Source organism: Flavobacterium sp. NRK F7 (genome assembly GCF_024054195.1).
Taxonomy (GTDB): domain Bacteria; phylum Bacteroidota; class Bacteroidia; order Flavobacteriales; family Flavobacteriaceae; genus Flavobacterium.
Genome location: NZ_JAMXLB010000001.1, coordinates 616,857 through 634,808, shown reverse-complemented (window position 1 = coordinate 634,808; position 17,952 = coordinate 616,857). Strand labels below are relative to the sequence as shown.

At 30.2% G+C, this 17,952-nt stretch carries 17 protein-coding genes; 7 read left to right on the top strand and 10 right to left on the bottom strand.

Going from position 1 to position 17,952, the window contains the following annotated elements; all coding sequences use genetic code 11:
- The first annotated feature begins 31 nt into the window (after positions 1-31).
- The 5 genes from NHF47_RS02670 to NHF47_RS02650 all read left to right on the top strand — a co-directional run bounded on the left by NHF47_RS02670 (position 32) and on the right by NHF47_RS02650 (position 5,344).
- The gene (locus NHF47_RS02670; protein ID WP_252763475.1) at positions 32-985 is read left to right on the top strand and encodes a type IX secretion system membrane protein PorP/SprF; all 954 of its coding nucleotides are present in this window, start codon (positions 32-34) and stop codon (positions 983-985) included.
- 86 nt (positions 986-1,071) lie between these two features.
- Complete coding sequence (gene pgk, locus NHF47_RS02665) at positions 1,072-2,262, top strand: phosphoglycerate kinase (RefSeq protein WP_252763474.1); 1,191 nt, start codon at positions 1,072-1,074, stop codon at positions 2,260-2,262.
- A 64-nt stretch (positions 2,263-2,326) separates the two neighbouring features.
- A complete protein-coding gene (locus NHF47_RS02660; protein WP_366926818.1) occupies positions 2,327-3,829 on the top strand; it encodes a LysM peptidoglycan-binding domain-containing protein in 1,503 nt (500 codons plus the stop codon).
- 12 nt (positions 3,830-3,841) lie between these two features.
- On the top strand, positions 3,842-4,822 hold the full coding sequence (locus NHF47_RS02655) for a DUF4837 family protein (RefSeq protein WP_252763472.1): 981 nt from the start codon (positions 3,842-3,844) through the stop codon (positions 4,820-4,822).
- Positions 4,823-4,891: 69 nt separating this feature from the next.
- The gene (locus NHF47_RS02650) at positions 4,892-5,344 is read left to right on the top strand and encodes a GNAT family N-acetyltransferase (RefSeq protein ID WP_252763471.1); all 453 of its coding nucleotides are present in this window, start codon (positions 4,892-4,894) and stop codon (positions 5,342-5,344) included.
- Here NHF47_RS02650 and NHF47_RS02645 read toward each other — a convergent pair.
- From NHF47_RS02645 to NHF47_RS02610, 8 genes are all read right to left on the bottom strand, one after another.
- Complete coding sequence (locus tag NHF47_RS02645) at positions 5,341-6,165, bottom strand: OmpA family protein (protein ID WP_252763470.1); 825 nt, start codon at positions 6,163-6,165, stop codon at positions 5,341-5,343. The two genes, NHF47_RS02650 and NHF47_RS02645, sit on opposite strands and share 4 nt — an antisense overlap.
- A gap of 2 nt (positions 6,166-6,167) precedes the next feature.
- The gene (locus tag NHF47_RS02640) at positions 6,168-7,802 is read right to left on the bottom strand and encodes a S41 family peptidase (protein ID WP_252763469.1); all 1,635 of its coding nucleotides are present in this window, start codon (positions 7,800-7,802) and stop codon (positions 6,168-6,170) included.
- On the bottom strand, positions 7,802-8,620 hold the full coding sequence (locus tag NHF47_RS02635; RefSeq protein ID WP_252763468.1) for a DUF4349 domain-containing protein: 819 nt from the start codon (positions 8,618-8,620) through the stop codon (positions 7,802-7,804). The genes NHF47_RS02640 and NHF47_RS02635 overlap by 1 nt, the downstream gene beginning before the upstream one ends.
- A gap of 71 nt (positions 8,621-8,691) precedes the next feature.
- On the bottom strand, positions 8,692-9,063 hold the full coding sequence (rnpA, locus tag NHF47_RS02630; RefSeq protein ID WP_252763467.1) for a ribonuclease P protein component: 372 nt from the start codon (positions 9,061-9,063) through the stop codon (positions 8,692-8,694).
- A gap of 119 nt (positions 9,064-9,182) precedes the next feature.
- Complete coding sequence (locus NHF47_RS02625; protein ID WP_252763466.1) at positions 9,183-10,220, bottom strand: patatin-like phospholipase family protein; 1,038 nt, start codon at positions 10,218-10,220, stop codon at positions 9,183-9,185.
- A 5-nt stretch (positions 10,221-10,225) separates the two neighbouring features.
- Complete coding sequence (locus tag NHF47_RS02620; RefSeq protein ID WP_252763465.1) at positions 10,226-10,552, bottom strand: hypothetical protein; 327 nt, start codon at positions 10,550-10,552, stop codon at positions 10,226-10,228.
- A 17-nt stretch (positions 10,553-10,569) separates the two neighbouring features.
- Positions 10,570-11,025 carry a hypothetical protein gene (locus tag NHF47_RS02615; RefSeq protein ID WP_252763464.1) on the bottom strand — a complete coding sequence of 152 codons (456 nt, stop codon included), beginning with the start codon at positions 11,023-11,025 and terminating at the stop codon, positions 10,570-10,572.
- A gap of 582 nt (positions 11,026-11,607) precedes the next feature.
- Complete coding sequence (locus NHF47_RS02610; RefSeq protein WP_252763463.1) at positions 11,608-13,674, bottom strand: ATP-binding protein; 2,067 nt, start codon at positions 13,672-13,674, stop codon at positions 11,608-11,610.
- A 257-nt stretch (positions 13,675-13,931) separates the two neighbouring features.
- On the opposite strand from NHF47_RS02610, the gene NHF47_RS02605 reads away from it, so the two are divergent.
- Positions 13,932-14,819 carry a dienelactone hydrolase family protein gene (locus tag NHF47_RS02605; protein WP_252763462.1) on the top strand — a complete coding sequence of 296 codons (888 nt, stop codon included), beginning with the start codon at positions 13,932-13,934 and terminating at the stop codon, positions 14,817-14,819.
- A 1-nt stretch (position 14,820) separates the two neighbouring features.
- On the opposite strand, the gene NHF47_RS02600 is transcribed toward NHF47_RS02605, so the two are convergent.
- On the bottom strand, positions 14,821-15,573 hold the full coding sequence (locus NHF47_RS02600; RefSeq protein WP_252763461.1) for an isoprenylcysteine carboxylmethyltransferase family protein: 753 nt from the start codon (positions 15,571-15,573) through the stop codon (positions 14,821-14,823).
- A gap of 88 nt (positions 15,574-15,661) precedes the next feature.
- Here NHF47_RS02600 and NHF47_RS02595 point away from each other — a divergent pair, with 88 nt between their 5' ends.
- Positions 15,662-16,432: a DUF5995 family protein gene (locus tag NHF47_RS02595; RefSeq protein WP_252763460.1), complete on the top strand. Its 771-nt coding sequence runs from the start codon at positions 15,662-15,664 to the stop codon at positions 16,430-16,432.
- A 41-nt stretch (positions 16,433-16,473) separates the two neighbouring features.
- Here NHF47_RS02595 and NHF47_RS02590 read toward each other — a convergent pair whose 3' ends face one another.
- A complete protein-coding gene (locus NHF47_RS02590) occupies positions 16,474-17,901 on the bottom strand; it encodes a hypothetical protein (protein WP_252763459.1) in 1,428 nt (475 codons plus the stop codon).
- Between the last annotated feature and the right edge of the window lie 51 nt (positions 17,902-17,952).

The window sequence follows — 17,952 nt, the reverse complement described above, 5'->3', positions numbered from 1 at the left end:
ACAATAGGCTTAGTATTAAAAAAATATGAAAATGAAAAAAGTAGCCCTATTTTTATTACTACTTGGTTTGAGCCAATTGCAAGCACAAGAGCTTACAATTCCGCAACAAACGCAGTACTTAGCCGACAACCCTTTTTCTTTGTCTCCAACTTTTGCTGGTATTGGCGATAATGCTAGAATTAGGTTAAATGGTTTAACGCAGTGGGTTGGAATAAAAGATTCACCTATAAACCAATCATTAGCAGCTGATTTTCGTATCGCAGATCGTTCTGGTGTGGGTCTTTTTGCTTATAATGATAAAAATGGAAATACCAGACAATATGGTGCTAAGTTCTCTTTTGCACAACATTTAATTTTAGATTATGATTCTGAACAATATTTATCTTTAGGGGTTTCGTTTAATTTAAATCACTTTAGAATAGATATTGAAAACTTTAGTAATCAATTAGACCCTTCTATTAATGGGGACAGAGCTACTCAGAATTATAACTTTGATATTGGTTTCTTATACCGTTATAAAGATTTCTTTTTTAGTTATAATGCTTCTAATATTTTGGACAAAAATATCCGAGATATTAATTTCTTAGAACCCGATTTATTATTAAACCATCAAGCTTATTTCGGTGGTAAATTAAGAAGAACGGGATCTAGTTTTGAAATTGAACCTTCTGCTTTAGTTCAATACTATCAAAGTGACGGTCGTTCTACTACTGACCTAAACATTAAATTCAAAAAACATTTTTATGAAGATTATTTTTGGATTGGAGCTACCGCAAGATTCTTAAATGAGCAATCCTTAACACCTGTAACTGTTGGACCAGTGGTTGGTGGAAGAAAGAGCAACTTTTATTTTGGCTATTCGTACCAAATTAATACAAATGAACTCTTAACGTATAATTCAGGAACACACATGATCACAATTGGTTTTGACTTCTTACAAAGTCTAAGTAATTGTCCTTGTACGCAAAATAGAATTGTATATTAAAAATAAACTCTTACTTTTGAAGTTTACTATAGTCTTTTCAGATTATAGTAAACTTTAATTATTTAAATAAAACATCAATTTACTTCATGAAAACACTGCACGACTTTAACTTTACTAACCAAAAAGCAATCATAAGAGTTGATTTTAATGTTCCTTTAGACGAATATTTTAAAGTAACGGATACCACTCGTATTGAAGCGGCAAAACCAACAATTGATAAAATTATAGCAGATGGTGGAAGTGTTATTTTAATGAGTCACCTTGGAAGACCAAAAGGTTTTGAAGAACAATACTCTTTAAAACATATTGTTGAAGCTGTGGAAAATGTACTTCAAAGGAAAGTAAAATTTGTATCCGATTGTATCGGTTCAGCTGTTGAACAAGAAGTAGCAAATTTGGCTTCAGGCGAAATTTTATTGTTAGAAAATTTACGTTTTTACGGTGAAGAAGAAAAAGGAGATGTTGTATTTGCTGAAAAATTAGCTAACTTTGGAGATATTTATGTTAATGATGCTTTTGGAACGGCTCACAGAGCTCATGCATCAACCACTATTATTGCTCAATTTTTCCCTAATAAAAAATGTTTTGGTTTATTATTAGCAAAAGAAATTGAAAGTATCAATAAGGTGCTTACCGATTCTGAGAAGCCTGTTACTGCAATTCTTGGTGGAAGTAAAGTTTCTTCAAAAATTACAGTTATAGAGAATATTTTGGATAAAGTAAATCATATGATAATTGGTGGTGGAATGACATTTACTTTTGTTAAGGCTTTAGGAGGTCATATAGGTAATTCTATTTGTGAAGAGGATAAATTAGATTTAGCAATCGAAATAGTAAAACAAGCTAAAGAAAAAGGTGTTCAAATACATTTGCCTGTAGATGTTGTCGCTGCTGATGCTTTTTCTAATGAAGCCAACACACAAATTGTTGATGTAAAGCAAATACCTGATGGATGGCAAGGTTTAGATGCTGGACCAAAATCACTTGCTATATTTGATAGAATTTTAAACGATTCAAAAACGATTTTATGGAATGGTCCCTTAGGTGTTTTTGAAATGGATACTTTTTCTAAAGGTACCATTGCTTTAGGAGAATCAATAGCTAAAGCTACTCAAAATGGTGCTTTTTCATTAGTTGGTGGTGGAGATAGTGTAGCTGCAGTTAAACAATTTGGTTTAGAGCCCAAAATGAGTTATGTATCCACTGGTGGTGGAGCTATGTTAGAAATGTTAGAAGGAAGAGTGTTGCCAGGTATTGCGGCAATTTTAGAAGATTAAAAAATAAAAATAATAAGTAATTATTAGTTATAGTAAATAAGCCCCTAATTCAACTAAAACTAAAATGATGAATAAAAAATTATATACAAGTGTTTTATCTTTATTAGCAAGTGTATTATTTGCTCAAGATTTAAAAAAAGAGAATGTAGATGTTGCTGTCTTAAAAATGGCCTATTTAGATTCAATTAAAACCACTTTTACGAATCATAATACAAGCAATTGTATTGATGAAAGATGGTTAGCTGAATTGTCTAATGAAGAAATTTTTGAAGACATGTATGCCGATGTCACTGAAATTGATATTGATTCAACAGTAACCTTTGATTTATCTACTGATGTTTTAAAAAAACGTTTAAAAAAACTAGATGATAAATCACCTTTTAACATTGAATACAATCCTGCATTAGAAAATGTAATTAAAACATTTTTGAAAAAGAGACAAGGTGCCTATGAGCGTTTAATGGCTATTTCTGAATATTATTTTCCTATGTTTGAAGAACATTTAGCGAAATATGATGTTCCTTTAGAAATTAAATATCTTGCAATTGTAGAATCTGCCTTAAACCCTAAAGCGAAATCACGTGTAGGTGCAACTGGTTTATGGCAATTTATGTATCCTACTGGTAAACAATTTGATTTAGAAGTTAATTCATTTGTAGATGAACGCTATGATCCTCTTAAAGCAACTGAAGCAGCATGTCAATATTTATCTAGTTTATATCGCATTTTTGGTGATTGGAGTATGGTTTTAGCTTCCTATAACGCAGGTCCTGGCAACGTTTCTAAAGCGATACGTCGTTCAGGTGGTAGTCAAAACTATTGGAACATACGAAAGAATTTGCCAAGAGAAACCGCTAATTACGTTCCTGCTTTTTTAGCTACAATGTATATTTATGAATATCATAAAGAACATAAATTCAAACCTCAAAAAGCACCCTTAACGTATTTTGAAACAGACACCATCATGGTGAAGCGTAGAATTTCATTTGAACAAATTTCCGAAATTTTAGATGTCCCAATTGAACAAATTGCTTTTTTAAATCCAATTTATAAATTGGATATTATTCCTTATCAAGAAGATAAAGCCCATTATCTTCGTTTACCAAAAAACAAATTAGGTCTTTTTGTTTCAAATGAAGAGAAAGTATATGCTTATGTGGACTATTTAGATTCTTTTAAAGAGAAAACGATTTTACCGAATACATCCGAAGAAGCTTTAGTAAGTACGACTAAATACCATAAAATTAGAAGTGGAGAAAGCTTAGGTTCAATTGCCAATAAATACAATGTAACCATTACACAATTAAAAAATTGGAATAATTTAAGAGGAAATTCGATACAAGCTGGAAAAAATTTAAAAATATTTTCAACCGAAAGAGTTTCTACAAATAGTTATTCAAATAGTAGTAATGCTTCTAGTAATCAAGTATATAGGGTTAAAAAAGGAGACTCATTATACTCTATTGCAAAAAAATTTCCGGGAATTTCTGCTGAAGATATAAAAAAATGGAACGGTATTAGTGGTAATAATATTAGACCAGGTATGAAACTCAATATTAACGGATAAATAACCGCTTGTATGAAAAAATTAGGGATTGTTTTTTTAAGTTTAATTTTATTATCGTCTTGTAAAGAAAACGAGGCAGACAAAAAGGCTGTTTTAACAGAATCAAATGGCAAAATAAATAATGTTTCAATTATCATTGATGAAAATCTTTGGAATGGAGAAATTGGAGATAGTATTCGAAAGAAATTTGCCGCTCCTGTTGATGGTTTGCAAAATGAAGAACCATTATTTACTTTAAACCAATATCCTACTAAAATTTTTGAAGGTTTTGTAAGAAACTCTAGAAATATTATCGTTGTCGAAAAAAGCAATCAAAGTGGTTTTAGTGCTAAGAAAGATGAATTTGCTAAACCGCAGCAAGTTTTTTATATTGTCGGTAAGAATAAGGATGAAATATTAGCTACTCTCGAAAAGAAAGCGAATGAAATAATCCAAAAAATAAAAGAAGGTGAAATTGTTGAAAATCAAATTCGTTTAAATAAGGCAGCCATTACAGATCAAAAAGTTAGAGATCGTTTTGGGGTGGCTTTAACTATTGGACATGGTTATAAATATGACATGGTTAAAGATAATTTTTTATGGATTAGAAAAGAATTTAGTACGGGTTATAATAGTATTTTAGTTTATGAAATGCCAATAAATATTATAGAAAACGACTCTAATGTGGTTAATAATATTGTAAAAATGCGTGACTCCATTGGAAAGCAATTTATTCATGGAACTTTAGAGAATACTTGGATGGTAACAGAAGAAGCGTATGCACCTAATTTTTTTAATATTACACTAGCTGGAAGAGATACTTATGAAACCAAAGGGAATTGGTATCTTAAAAATGATTTTATGGGCGGACCATTTATTAATTACGCTATCAAAGATTCAAAAAACAACCGTTTTTTAGTTTTAGAGGGCTTTACTTACAACCCATCAAAATCCAAGCGTGATTTGGTTTTCGAATTAGAAGCCATTATTAAATCGGTTAAATTTTTAAAATAAATAACTATTTTTGTTCTAATAATATAAATCTCATTAAATAAGTTTAATGAGATTTTTCTTTTAATAACTATGAGCTCAACTATTCAATTTAAAATTAAGCGTTTTAACGAACTTTCTCTACAGGAGCTATATAATTTACTACAACTGCGCTCAGAAGTCTTTGTGGTGGAACAAAATTGCGTTTATCAAGACATAGATGGTAAAGATTCTAAAGCAATTCACGTACTTGGATTTTATAATGATGAAATTGTGGCTTACACACGTATTTTTGACAAAGGGTATTATTTTGATGAGGCCTCTATTGGTAGAGTCGTAGTCAGCCCAAAGTTCAGAGATAAAAAATGGGGTTTTCAAGTAATGGAAGTTTCTATTTCCGCAGTAAAAGAGTATTTTGAGGAAACAAAAATTACAATTTCTGCGCAGCAATACCTGACTAAATTTTACCAATCATTAGGATTTGTTCAAACCAGCGAAATGTATTTAGAAGACGATATACCTCACATTCAAATGAAACGAGGTTAATTGACTTTAGTAATCACAATTTCTACTCTTCTGTCAAATTGCGGCCCTTTTTTTAAAGGCTGACTATTGCCATAGCCTTTATGAGTCATACGCTCTTTTTTAATTTTTTTCTTAAACAGATATTCATAGACAACTATCGCTCTATTAATAGAAAGTTCTCTTTTTTTGGAATCTCGGTCAATAGCTTCTTTTTGATAATAAGGAATGCAACAGACATGACCTTGAATTTCAAATTCAATATTTTTAAATTTATGTAATTGTTTCGCCAATCGATCTAATTCTTTTTTGGCAGCTGTGGATAATTTACTGCTCCCTCTGTCAAAAAGCAATTTTTCTAAGTAAATACGATCTCCTGCAACAGGTTGTTCAGGAATGGCACTGTAGACACCTGGTATTTTTAAATTTTCTACGGTTACTGGTTTATAATTAATTACCACATCCACTCTTCTGTTTTTGGATCGAACTTCCGGAATGTTATCTAAAACATCATCATCAATTAAAATGCGACCTTTGCCTTCAATAGTAATGATTATTTTATTTTTAATGCCATTCTCTAACAATTTAGTCTTAACAGTTTGCGCTCTATTAGTAGAGAGTTTAAAATTATATGCATCTTTACCTCTGTCATCGCAGTAACCAAAGATTTCAATGGTTTGAATGGTCGTTGTGTCTAGTTTTTGAATAAAATCGAGTAGGGATTCGGTTTGAATTTCCTTTAAGTCAAACCGATCAAATTCAAAGAACAGAGAATGTACTTCCTCTTCTTGCGCGCTTAAATTGGATAGGGTTAGCAGCAAAAGAAGAAGTACCTTTTTTTTCATAGTTACTGTTTTAGAATGCCATGGTATTGATTGAGATCATTAAGGACAGCTTTCGCTTTAGCAATTTCAATATCTTTTTGAGTGTAATACTCATACAAACCCTGTTTGTATTGATAGCGTGTGATCAATTCTTCTTGTAAGAGTTTTTTAAAGTCTTCTTTATTTTTGGTTACTTCCACATCTTGACTTTTTTCTAAAGCTAATTGCATCGCTTTATATTCTGCAGTAATAGCTCCATCTATGCTTTCTTTTTTGGCCTTTTCCAACAATTCTTTTAAAGCTTTCCCAGTTTCACTATCTAAACTGTATTTATCTTGTTTAATAAACGTTTTAAAGGCAGTAAAATCAGTTTCTGATATAGTAGGTATACCTGTAAGGTTGGGATTTTTATAATACAAAGTAGTTGCATAGTCAAAAACAGCATCATTTTTCACTAATGCATCAGTAACAGCGCTTTTTTTCGTTTCTTCCACGATGACATCAGGTAATACGCCGCCACCGTCATAAACGGTTCTTCCTCCTTTGGTTGTAAACGCATTAAAGTTGCTTTTATCAATTTTTAGGGCTTTACCATTCGCATCTTTATGGGCATAATCTAAGGCTTGAATGCATCTTCCAGAAGGGGTGTAGTATCTTGAAATGGTTACTTTTACTTGTGTTCCATATGATAAATTTAAAGGACGTTGCACCAAACCTTTTCCAAAACTTCTATTACCAACCACTACAGCACGGTCTAAATCTTGTAAAGCTCCCGAAACAATTTCAGAAGCAGAAGCGCTACTTCCATCAATTAAAACAGCTAATGGTATTTCAAGATCTACAGGAGCATTATTGGTTTTATAGGTATTGTTATGCTTTTCATTTTTAGACTTTGTAGTAACTATTGTTTCTCCTTTTGGTACAAATAAATTACAAATATTTACAGCCTCATGTAGTAAACCGCCTGGATTTCCTCTTAAGTCTAAGATGATTTTAGTAGCTCCTTTTGCCTTTAGATCAAGCAGTGCAGCTTTCGTTTCACTACTGGCTTTTTCAGTAAATTTGGAAAGTACAATATAACCTGTTTTATCGTCTAATAAAGAATAAAAAGGAACTGCTTTTACCTCAACTTCATCCAAAACAATTACTGTATTTTGTTTTTTTCCTTGTCTTTCAAAAGTAATGGCTACTTTGGTGTTTTTGGTACCTCTTAATAATTGAGAAGCGTCTTCTTTGTATTCTTTTAAATTGATATCGCCTATTTGCGTAATTTCATCACCTGGTTTTAAACCTGCTTTATCAGCTGGAAAGCCTTTATAGATTTCTTTCAAAAAAACACGACCGTCTTTTCGTTGCACCATGGCACCAATACCAGTATATTCACCCGTATTGTTGATTTTGAATTTCAAAACATCTTGCTCGTTAAAAAAAACCGTATAAGGATCTAAATCAGCCAACATGTTTTTTATAGCAATATCCATCAATTCGCCAGGATTGGTCTCATCTACATAATTTTGATTTACCGTTTTGAATGCTTCTGTAAATATCTCGATTTGTTTGGCAATTTCAAAAAAGTCATTTTTAAAACTTGCGGCAGTTACTAATAAACCAATGCTTAAAACAGTAAGAATATATTTTTTTGATAAAAATCCTTTCATTATAATTTCTTTTTATTTCTAATTATTCTTCGTACGAAAATGAAAACTACTACGAAAATAAGGATAAATGGCCAAATTTGTAGCAATCCAAGAAAGAAACTTGACAAACCATTAAAACCAGATGTAATAGCATTCCACATTTTACTTCCATAGGAAACTCTAGTTCCTGTTCCTTCTGCTTTTTCAGTATACATTTCAATTGAAATAGTACTCATAGCAACACGATTTTCTAAATAGTGCAGCCTTCCTTCTGCAACTTCTATTTCTTCTCTTATTTTGGATAATTCTTTTTCAATTTCTAAAATTTCACTCACTTTTGTCGCTTTTTTCAGAATCTCTAAATAGCGACTTTCTAAGGTGCGTTTCGCTTTCAAACGAGCGGTAACATCTACAAATTCTTCAGTAACATCTTGTGCTGCAATTTCCTTAACATCGAAATGCGTTACTCCTTTACTGATTTCTGCAATAAAAGCATCAAAATGCGTATTTGGAATGCGAATTGTTACATTGCGATAGTAAGAACCATAATCTGTTCCAGAATTATCGTTTTGTATATAGGCTTTGTAAATTTTTGCTGCTTTTGAAAGAGTTTCAAAGCTTGTTTTTAAATCTTGAGTTGGATAGCGTAAACGAGCCGTTTTAATGATTTTTAAATCATGTGTCATTAACTTGTTAGTACTTTCTTCTCTTACTGGTTCAGATAAATTGGAAATGTTAGAAAAGGATGAGGTGTTTTCAGCTACATCCACTTCTGTAAAATTTTCTTTACAAGAAATAAAAAGCAAACACATAAAAAAGCGCAAACAAAAAGTTTTCATAAGCAAAAGAATTAGTTTGAATAACAATTAAAGATAGGATTAAATATGCTACAAAAACTTAGCCAAAAGACTTATTTTTTTATCTCAGCAATAAACTTTTCAAACAATAGCATCGTTTTTTGATGAATTTCTGAATAGGGTAGGCGATCTTTGGTTTGATAAAAAAACATAAGGGCGTAGTTTTTTTCTATGTTATCCAATAAAAGTGATTTATTCAATCGATAACATTCTCTTAAAACTCTTTTGTAATAGTTGCGATCAACAGCTTTTTTAAAATATTTTTTTGATACTGAAACCCCGAATTTTAAAATTTCAGTATCGGATGGATTTTCTACATAAACCAAACGCAAGGGATATTTTGACACCGATTTGCCTTCTGAAAAGAGTAAATCGATGGTGGTTTTGCTTTTGAGCTTTTCGTTTTTTGGGTAACTGAAATCCATATTTTTTAAATGGCTGTAAAGATAAGTAAGAAAAACAAAAACGCATACATTATGCGCTTTTGTTTTAGTATTGAAATTAAATTGAGTTTTCTCTTTTATGGATTACATTCAAAAATTACTTATTTGTATTTTACTAATTTTTTTGCAATCTCGTTTAGTGTTTTCCGATTTTGATCTATAAAATACAAACCCGCTTGAATGAGTTCGTAAATGTTCTTTTTAGAGGTGTCATCCATTTCTGGAGAGGCATTTCGTAATTGTGGCATTAATCGATAATAATTCCTTTTGTTTCTTGGACCAAGCGATTCATACATTTTAGATAAATGATAATTTACAGTTTCCGCATTGGCAGATAATAAAATATCAATTAAAGGCGATACCCATTTAATTTTACCTGCATTTTCAAATTTTTCGAAGGTATAAGGTTTTAAAACTTCACCTGTTCCAATAGATACAATAATCATGTCGTTAATATCTGGATAATCAATTTTTTGTGAATCATGCAATACTTTTGAAAAAGGTATTTTTCTGGCTTCCGCATAAGCACACATCGCTGGATTATTCGCATAAACCCCACCGTCAATTAAGGTAAATTCTTGATCGTAAAGCGATTTAATTTTGGCAGGCTCAAAATAAGTTGGTGCTGCGCTCGTTGCTCTACAAACATCTCTTACATAAAAATTTTCTAAAGGCGTATAGGCTTCATGACTACAAAAAAACTTGGATTTCCTTTGATTGATATCATACGTTGTAATCAAGCAAGGTTTTATCAATTCGTTTAATTTTAAATCTCCAAATACTTCCTTTAATTGACGTTCTAAATTGCGTTGTGAAATCTTTTCATTAAATAAACCAAACGGATTAATAATTTCTTCCCAAAACGAAACATTAAAAATAGAATCTCCCTTTTTTGCATATAAATCTAAAGCTGCTTCTACTGAAAATTTCGCGCTTTTGGTGTTGTCTGGAAACAACAAGATTGCCGTTAATAATCCTCCTGTGCTGCTTCCGGCAACTAAATCAAAATAATCGCCAATTTTTGCATTTGGGTTATCAATTCTTTGTAATTGTTCTTGTATGTATTTTAAAACCACAGCTGTAATAATCCCTCTAATTCCTCCTCCATCTAAACTTAATACTCTGATTTTTTTTGCCATTCTTTTTATTTTATAACTGCTGCTAATACAATATCAAATATTGTTTTTAGAATGCTATTTTTTATATTATTTAATCTAATTTTTGATATACCTACTGTTTGTAGTGCTTTTAAAGTAAGTAAGTCTTTCTGACTTTTTAACAGCCATTCAAATTCTTCTTTTGTGATGGAATCCTCTGCTAAAAGTTGAATCCAACGTTTTAATTTTTCTTCTGAATCTTTAAGAAATACGGTAATATCTTTTTGTATTTCAGGTTTAAATTCTTTGTATTTGTTTCCTAATAAGGTTAAAAGTGCTTCTTTTAATTCCTTAATTAATTTTTCGATGTCCATGATTGTTTGTTTTTTAGTTATTCTGAAATAAGGGCTAATAAGTTGTCTTTAGATGTTTTGTCTTTTTTAACTTCATATTCAATTAACAAGTCATAAGCTTCTTCAATCTGCTTTTTAGCTTCTGTAACAAATGCAGGAGACAGCGTTTGTTTTTCCTTCCATCGTTTGAAAAAACCAGCCGCTAAATTTTTCTCTGAATCCGTCATGATTGACCACATTGAAAATGTGATTTCATTATTGGGCTTGTTCTTTTCATATTCTTTTAGTTTTTCCATATCTAAAAGAACTTTCTCGACCATTTGTTGATGCTCTTCAAATGAAGTAGTTGCATTTTCAATTGCCAACAGGGTTTCCACTTTTAACTCGGTTGTTTTTTGATAGGAATACTGATCATAAACAGCCGTTTTAATAGCTTGACACCCTTGTAAAATTAAAAACGTGAATAGCGCAATTTTAAATTGAAATGTTTTCATGTTTGTTTTTTTTGTTTGTGATTTATAGTAAGAAATATTTCTTGTATTTGTTTGCTTATAAAATTACATAATCCTTTTTATTTTTTTTTAAAAAATGTTAAATGTTTGCAACGTTCGATTAAGTAACTATACGGATGCTTTTGTTAAGCAGAAATTAATTGTATTCATTATTGAAACACTTAATTTAACATTACAAATATAAAAGAAAATAATCTAATAAACAAATAAAAACAAAGAAAAATTTCTTATTTATTGTTGTTTTTTAAGATTGTAACACATATTTTTAATTGAAAAATTTCTTACACAGCTTGTTCTTCTAACAAAATAAAAATTTTAAATAAAAGGAATTCTGAATATAAAAAGCACTGAATTTTTAAATTAAAAGACATTTCTTTTAATAATTTGATTCTTCTTTCTTTAACATAAAGAAAGAACTACATATAAAGATTATTGCTCAAAAAAGTTTGGAAGTTTTAGCATTCAACACACAATGTAAAGCATTCAATAAGAGATGGGTTGTTATAATTCAACGTAAAATATAGGAGCACCAATAATGTAGTCGATTCAAAAAAAGTTTGATAATTATGTGGTTTTGAATATGAATCTGGATAAAATTGGTTTTAGCACATTTTTATCAATTGGTTTTGAAATAAAATCGTCGCATCCCGCTTCAATTGCTTTTTTAATATCTTCTTCAGTTGAGTATGCCGTTTGTGCTATAACAGGTAATTTTGGACGAATTTTTTTAATTTTTTGAGTAGCTTCATAACCGTCCATAATAGGCATTTTAATGTCCATCAGCACGAGTTCAATTTGTGTGTTTTCTTCACAAATATCAACTGCTTTTCTTCCGTTTTCAGCTCGATGTATCACAAAATTAAACTCAGGCATTTTGGTTAAAACCGTTTTTAAGAATAAAAAATTTACATCTCCATCTTCAGCAATTAAAATGATATGTTTTTCTGGTTTTTCTTTAAGAGGAATTTGTTTTTCTGCAGTTTTTAAATGGGTTTTACTTATTGGAATGAATGGGAGTATTACGGTAAAAGTTGTTCCTTGGCCTTCAAGTGTTTCAAAACTAATTTTCCCTCCTATTAAGTCTGCATTCTTTTTAGCAATGGAAAGTCCGAGTCCCAGTCCTCCATAATTCTTAGATATTTCTTTTTCAGATTGAGTAAAAATATTGAAGATGGTTTCTTGATCTTTCTTTTTAATACCAATACCACTGTCTTTAATCTTAATAATAATAGAATCACTTTCAATAGTATATTCAATTATAATGGAGCCTGCTTTAGTAAACTTTATAGCATTATCAATTAAATTTAATAGAATTTTAAATAGTTTGGGTTTATCAATTAATACGTGTTCGGCTTCTTTATCCAATTGGCTTTCCACAACGAAATGAATATTTTTTTCTTTTGCTTTATGTTGGTATTTTTTATAAATCGTTTCAAATAAAGCATCTAAATCTATTTCTTCTGGTTTGATTGTGATTTTTTCAGTTTGAAGTTTAGCAATTTCTAAGATATTATCAATGCTTACAATAAGTTCTTTACTATTCTTAGCTATAATTTTGGCAAATTCTCTTTGCTCTTCTAGGGTTAAATTTTCTTTTTGTAGCAACTCAGAAAAACCGATAATTCCATTCATAGGAGTCCGAATTTCATGAGAGATATTTTGAATAAAATTGGTTTTTAAGCGATCACTTTCTTCTGCTTTTTCTTTTGCAATTCGCAATTGTCTAGTACGCTGTTTGATTTTAAATTTTAAGTAACGATTGATTAAAATGATAACGATTAGTAAAAAAACGATTGAAATGGTTACCCATATCCAGAAATTAGGTTTTTCATAAAAAGGAGTTACGACATTGAAAAGCCAATTATCTATAATTAATTTTTTTTCTGAATTCGAAATACTATTTAAACTTTTTTTGATAATGCTTTGTAAATCGGTATCATTTTTAGCTACAGCAAAACCAGGGCTATAAGAAAAGGGGAGTTCAGTTGAAATTCGTACTTGTTTCAGATTGTTTTTGGTAATCAAATATTTTATGACAGCTTTAGGTCCTATATAGGCATCATATTCCCCTGAGTTTACTTTTTGTAAGCACTCTAATTCATCTTTACCAAAACCGATTGTAATATTGGGATATTTTTTTTGAATAATTTCAACTATTGAATATTGATAAGGTAAAATGAGCTTTTGATCTTTGCCAAATTGTTTTAAATTAGTAATAAGTGGAGCATCTTTTCGCTGAACAATAGCATGCTTGGATTCAAACAAAGGAGGATAAAAAACCAAAAAACTTTCTTTCTCTTTAGTTTGTTGAATTTCAAGAATCATATCCACTTTATTGGTTTTAGCATCATTCAATACTTTTTCCCAATCGGTATAATACACCCTTTGAAATTTATAGTCTATTTTTTGTTCAATTAATTCTAAAAAGTCCACAAAAATACCATCCATTTCTCCTTGATCATTTGTAAATTGGTACGGTGGATAATAAGGAAAAACAGCTACTTTAATACTGTCGTGTTTTGCTAAATATTTTTTTTCTTTTGAAGACAGAAAAGAAGTGTCTGAACAAGAAGTTGCCCATAATAGTAACAATATTGTTATGAATAAAGAAATGATTTTGAGTAACTTCATATGGGCTTAATTCATTACTATAAATATAGGAAGAATTTTAATACAATTTCAATCTTTCTTTGCTTGTTCCTTTAATAAATAGTTATAAATTGAATTTTGTTAAAAATAACAAAGTAAATTAACACTAACTACAGAAATAATATAATTGGATTAGGTGTTCCTGCAGGTAATTTAGTCATAGAAAAAGTATAATAGGTTAAGATTAAAAACAGTAAAAATATTTTGTACCTTTAGTAGAATTATTTAATAATGATGTAATGCAAAAAATTAAAAAAGAAGATTTAAATCAAGCGATTTTCGATTTATATGATGATTATGCACATAATAAATTGGAACGAAGACAGTTTATTGAAAAGCTATCTGTTTTTGCGGTTGGAGGCTTAACCTTGCCTACACTTTTAAGTTTTATGCTTCCTAATTATAAAGATAATTTAGTAGTAAACCCCAATGATCCAAACTTAGATTCGGAGTATATTACTTATCCTTCACCTAAAGGCGGTGGAAAGATAAAAGGATTGCTTTCGAAACCATCAAAAGGCAATGTAAAGTTACCCGGAATAATAGTAGTTCATGAAAATAGAGGTTTAAATCCTTACATTGAGGATGTGGGAAGAAGAACCGCTTTAGAAGGATTTATTTCATTGGCTCCCGATGCCTTATCTCCTTTAGGTGGTTATCCTGGAAACGATGACGAAGGAAGAGAAATGCAAAAAAAGAGAACTAGAGAAGAGATGCTAGAAGATTTTATAGCGGCATACAATTATTTAAAAAAGCATGAAAATTGTACGGGCAAAATAGGTGTTGTAGGATTTTGTTTTGGAGGATGGATATCCAATGCGATGGCAGTACGGGTTCCAGAGTTATTGGCGGCAGTTCCTTTTTATGGAGGACAACCTCATGAAAGTGAAGTCTCAAAAATTAATGCTAGCTTACTACTCCATTATGCGGGTTTAGATCAAAGAGTGAATGCAGGTTGGCCTGCTTATGAAAAAGCCTTACTTGAAAATAAAAAAACATTTGAAGCTCATTTTTATTTCGATGTAAACCATGGTTTTCATAACAATACAACACCACGATATGATGAAAAAGCGGCTACATTAGCATGGGAACGAACACTGACTTTTTTTAAAGAAAAATTAAGCTAATTTACCTGTTTTCTTGCTTTAAAAGATCTGTCTTCTTCTTAATTATTTTAATTATCAGAATAGCAACAGTTAATACAATTAGACTATAAAACAAAAAGAAATTGGGTTGAGCGGCATTTTTAGTTACCACTCCTAAATAATCAAAAACAAAAAAGATAAGAAATAATAAAAAAAGACCTGTAATTTCTTTTCTCACTACTTTTTTCCAGCTAAATGACAAGTGTGGTTTTTGATAATTTTTAAAATCAGGAACAAATGCTGGGACTTTATCCGACCAAGTTAAATATGCTTCTCCAAACTTACTTCGCAAGAATTTTTCTTCAGAAAACATAATTCTTTCGTAGTAAACCCAATACATGAAAGTGAATGCTACTATAAACCAAAAATTAGCTGGAAGCATGGCAAGACCTAACCACATAAAATAATTCCCTAAATATAATGGGTGTCGCACCAAAGAATACATTCCTGTCGTATTCAAGCTATCGGCTACTTGTTTTTCAACCGTTCTTCCTGAAGTATTTTTAGGTACAAAACCAATTACACAAATTCGAATGAATAACCCTAACAAACTTACAACTAAGCAGCACATCTCATAATACATTTCATAAGGCGAATTTTTTAACGGAAAAATCTCTGGATGCAATTCTGTTTGTAGAAAGAGCAAGGCTCCTATTACCAAAATTATAACCGGTAACACACCTCTATATCTAAATAACCAGATGCCTTGTTTTGCAAATTCTTCTTGTAATGCCATGATGTTTTTTATAGGAGTCCAAAGATAAAAATATATTTGATATTAATAATAATAGAAAAAAGCAGTATTTTTCCTAAAAATAAACAACATGTCACAACAAATACCACAAGCGAAAACAATTGATGAGGTTATTCTGCATTTGAATATAATTATAGATGCCGCTTTGACCGAGAAAAGTACGATGGGCTACTTTGCTGTTTTGTATTGTAAAGTTACGGAAAAAGTAAAAGAAGGGATTGCCAATGGGATGTTTCAAAACGGACCTAGGATGGAGCAACTCGATGTTATCTTTGCGAATCGCTACATTGCTGCATATTATGAATACAAATGGGGATTGAAACCTTCTACTTCCTGGCAAGTAGCATTTGAATATGCCACTGATTTTTGGATTGTCTTGTTACAACATTTATTATTAGGTATGAATGCGCACATTAATTTAGATTTAAGTATTGCAGCAGCACAAGTAGCACCAGGTGACAAAATACAAGATTTAGAAGCCGATTTTAACATGATAAATCATATTTTATCATCCTTGGTAGGGAATGTAGAAACCGCACTTTCTGATGTTTGGCCTTTTCTAAAATGGATTTTAAAAAAGACACGACATGTAGACACATTTTTAATTGATTTCAGTATGCAGGAAGCTAGAAATGGAGCTTGGAAATTTGCAGTTCAACTAGCACCATTAGATACCTCTCAATTACAAGAGCAAATTGTAATTAGGGATCAAAAAATCACTAAAATAGCAGATTTAATTACCAATGCTAGTTTTATTCCTTCCTTAATTTTTAAAGTGTTGCGATTGTTTGAAATAGGTTCCATCAAAAGTAAAATTGACAAATTAAGAAGTGTGATATAAAATTAAAAACCCCAATAACTAATTACTGGGGTTTTTAATTTTTATTCAAAATAAATTACTTTATAATAGGATTTATTGTCAGATTCTATTAACCAAGTGCCTTCTTTATTAATAAGTGTATTAAAATAAATTTTGCTTTTATGTACAGTAGAATCTATGTAATCCTTAAACTTTTTGTTTTTATAATATAACATTAATCCTTCATAGTCTATAATTTTGTTTTTCAAATCATCTTTATCGGTAATAGATGCAAAAATAAAATCTGTAAAATCGTTTGAATTGTTTGTTTTAAAAGAATAAAAATCAGAATTAATAAAATCTCCAGTTTCTTTATTTATATCACACAGCATCAATACTTCATCTGGCTGTGTTGAAGCAAATAAAAATTGTAACTTACCTTCATTGTTGAATAATCTTACATAAGTATTGTTTAAATAAGCAACACCTATTTTTTCTAATTTATCTCCTGTTTCAAATTTTTTTTCCCAAATCAAACTTCCTTCTTTATTATATTTATAAATATAATATCCCACGATTCTATTATATAATAAATTTTTCTTTTCTTTTTTCCCTAGCATACCATAAACATATACATTGCCAGAATTATCAAAAAATAAATTATTAATTGATCCATCATCTCCAAAATCTGAATAGGTATTAGAACCTAAACTAACTGTAGTGGTAAAACCAGCATTGTTTGTAAACCTATTGGTAAAACCACCCACTGATTTTGTAACCATGTAACCACCACCAGTAACAGATAATATAAAACTGTAATCTTTTAAGGTTAAATTATATTGAATATCAGCTATTCTATCACCTAAAGGAGTATATTCTGTTCTATAAATTATAGATTCTTTACAATCTTTTGTCAAAGACTTATAAATTGCTTCTAAATTGCCTTTTTCATTTATAAAAACTTTACTTCCAGGAACCCTTTGGGATTCATAAAAATTTTCCCCCACAATTCTTTCAGTTCCTTCAAATTTTAAATTAGCTTTAGAAGATGTATTACCTTTATAAGGTATAACAACATTATATTTGTCTTTTTCTTTTCTTCTCATTATTGCTTGGTCATCAAATATATAAAATGGTTGGTATTTTTTTGGGTCTAATATTTTATCACCAAATTTACCTAAAATATGTATGTTGTCTCCTGAGACTTTCATTTTAGAAAAGTCTTCTGCAATTATCACATTCCCACTATAATTAAAATAAACATCCATAAGAGATTTATTGTCAAAACAAATGCTGTCCTTACCTTCAGAATTATAGGTGGTTACTTTATTGACTTCTCTATTGGTTGAAAAACCAAATACTTTCCCTTTTTTAATAGCTAACTTATTTTGTAAAGGAAGAAGCTCATAATTTAACGGTACATTATCTTTTTCAAATTTTTCTTCAACAATGACATTCTGAGATCTTGCAAAAATGGAAAGGCCTAAAAATAAGATGGTTAAAACTCGCATGGTTTTTTATTATTAATTATAAATATTTAAAACCATAAATAGCAAATATTT

What these genes read in the sequence shown, in the direction of transcription:
- NHF47_RS02600 (WP_252763461.1), bottom strand. Translation starts at nt 15,573, where the DNA reads ATGGCATTACAAGAAGAATTTGCAAAACAAGGCATCTGGTTATTTAGA.
- NHF47_RS02670 (WP_252763475.1), top strand. Translation starts at nt 32, where the DNA reads ATGAAAAAAGTAGCCCTATTTTTATTACTACTTGGTTTGAGCCAATTG.
- NHF47_RS02660 (WP_366926818.1), top strand. Translation starts at nt 2,327, where the DNA reads ATGATGAATAAAAAATTATATACAAGTGTTTTATCTTTATTAGCAAGT.
- NHF47_RS02640 (WP_252763469.1), bottom strand. Translation starts at nt 7,802, where the DNA reads ATGAAAGGATTTTTATCAAAAAAATATATTCTTACTGTTTTAAGCATT.
- rnpA (WP_252763467.1), bottom strand. Translation starts at nt 9,063, where the DNA reads ATGGATTTCAGTTACCCAAAAAACGAAAAGCTCAAAAGCAAAACCACC.
- NHF47_RS02620 (WP_252763465.1), bottom strand. Translation starts at nt 10,552, where the DNA reads ATGGACATCGAAAAATTAATTAAGGAATTAAAAGAAGCACTTTTAACC.
- NHF47_RS02590 (WP_252763459.1), bottom strand. Translation starts at nt 17,901, where the DNA reads ATGCGAGTTTTAACCATCTTATTTTTAGGCCTTTCCATTTTTGCAAGA.
- NHF47_RS02595 (WP_252763460.1), top strand. Translation starts at nt 15,662, where the DNA reads ATGTCACAACAAATACCACAAGCGAAAACAATTGATGAGGTTATTCTG.
- NHF47_RS02650 (WP_252763471.1), top strand. Translation starts at nt 4,892, where the DNA reads ATGAGCTCAACTATTCAATTTAAAATTAAGCGTTTTAACGAACTTTCT.
- NHF47_RS02655 (WP_252763472.1), top strand. Translation starts at nt 3,842, where the DNA reads ATGAAAAAATTAGGGATTGTTTTTTTAAGTTTAATTTTATTATCGTCT.
- NHF47_RS02625 (WP_252763466.1), bottom strand. Translation starts at nt 10,220, where the DNA reads ATGGCAAAAAAAATCAGAGTATTAAGTTTAGATGGAGGAGGAATTAGA.
- NHF47_RS02605 (WP_252763462.1), top strand. Translation starts at nt 13,932, where the DNA reads ATGCAAAAAATTAAAAAAGAAGATTTAAATCAAGCGATTTTCGATTTA.
- NHF47_RS02615 (WP_252763464.1), bottom strand. Translation starts at nt 11,025, where the DNA reads ATGAAAACATTTCAATTTAAAATTGCGCTATTCACGTTTTTAATTTTA.
- NHF47_RS02635 (WP_252763468.1), bottom strand. Translation starts at nt 8,620, where the DNA reads ATGAAAACTTTTTGTTTGCGCTTTTTTATGTGTTTGCTTTTTATTTCT.
- NHF47_RS02645 (WP_252763470.1), bottom strand. Translation starts at nt 6,165, where the DNA reads ATGAAAAAAAAGGTACTTCTTCTTTTGCTGCTAACCCTATCCAATTTA.
- pgk (WP_252763474.1), top strand. Translation starts at nt 1,072, where the DNA reads ATGAAAACACTGCACGACTTTAACTTTACTAACCAAAAAGCAATCATA.
- NHF47_RS02610 (WP_252763463.1), bottom strand. Translation starts at nt 13,674, where the DNA reads ATGAAGTTACTCAAAATCATTTCTTTATTCATAACAATATTGTTACTA.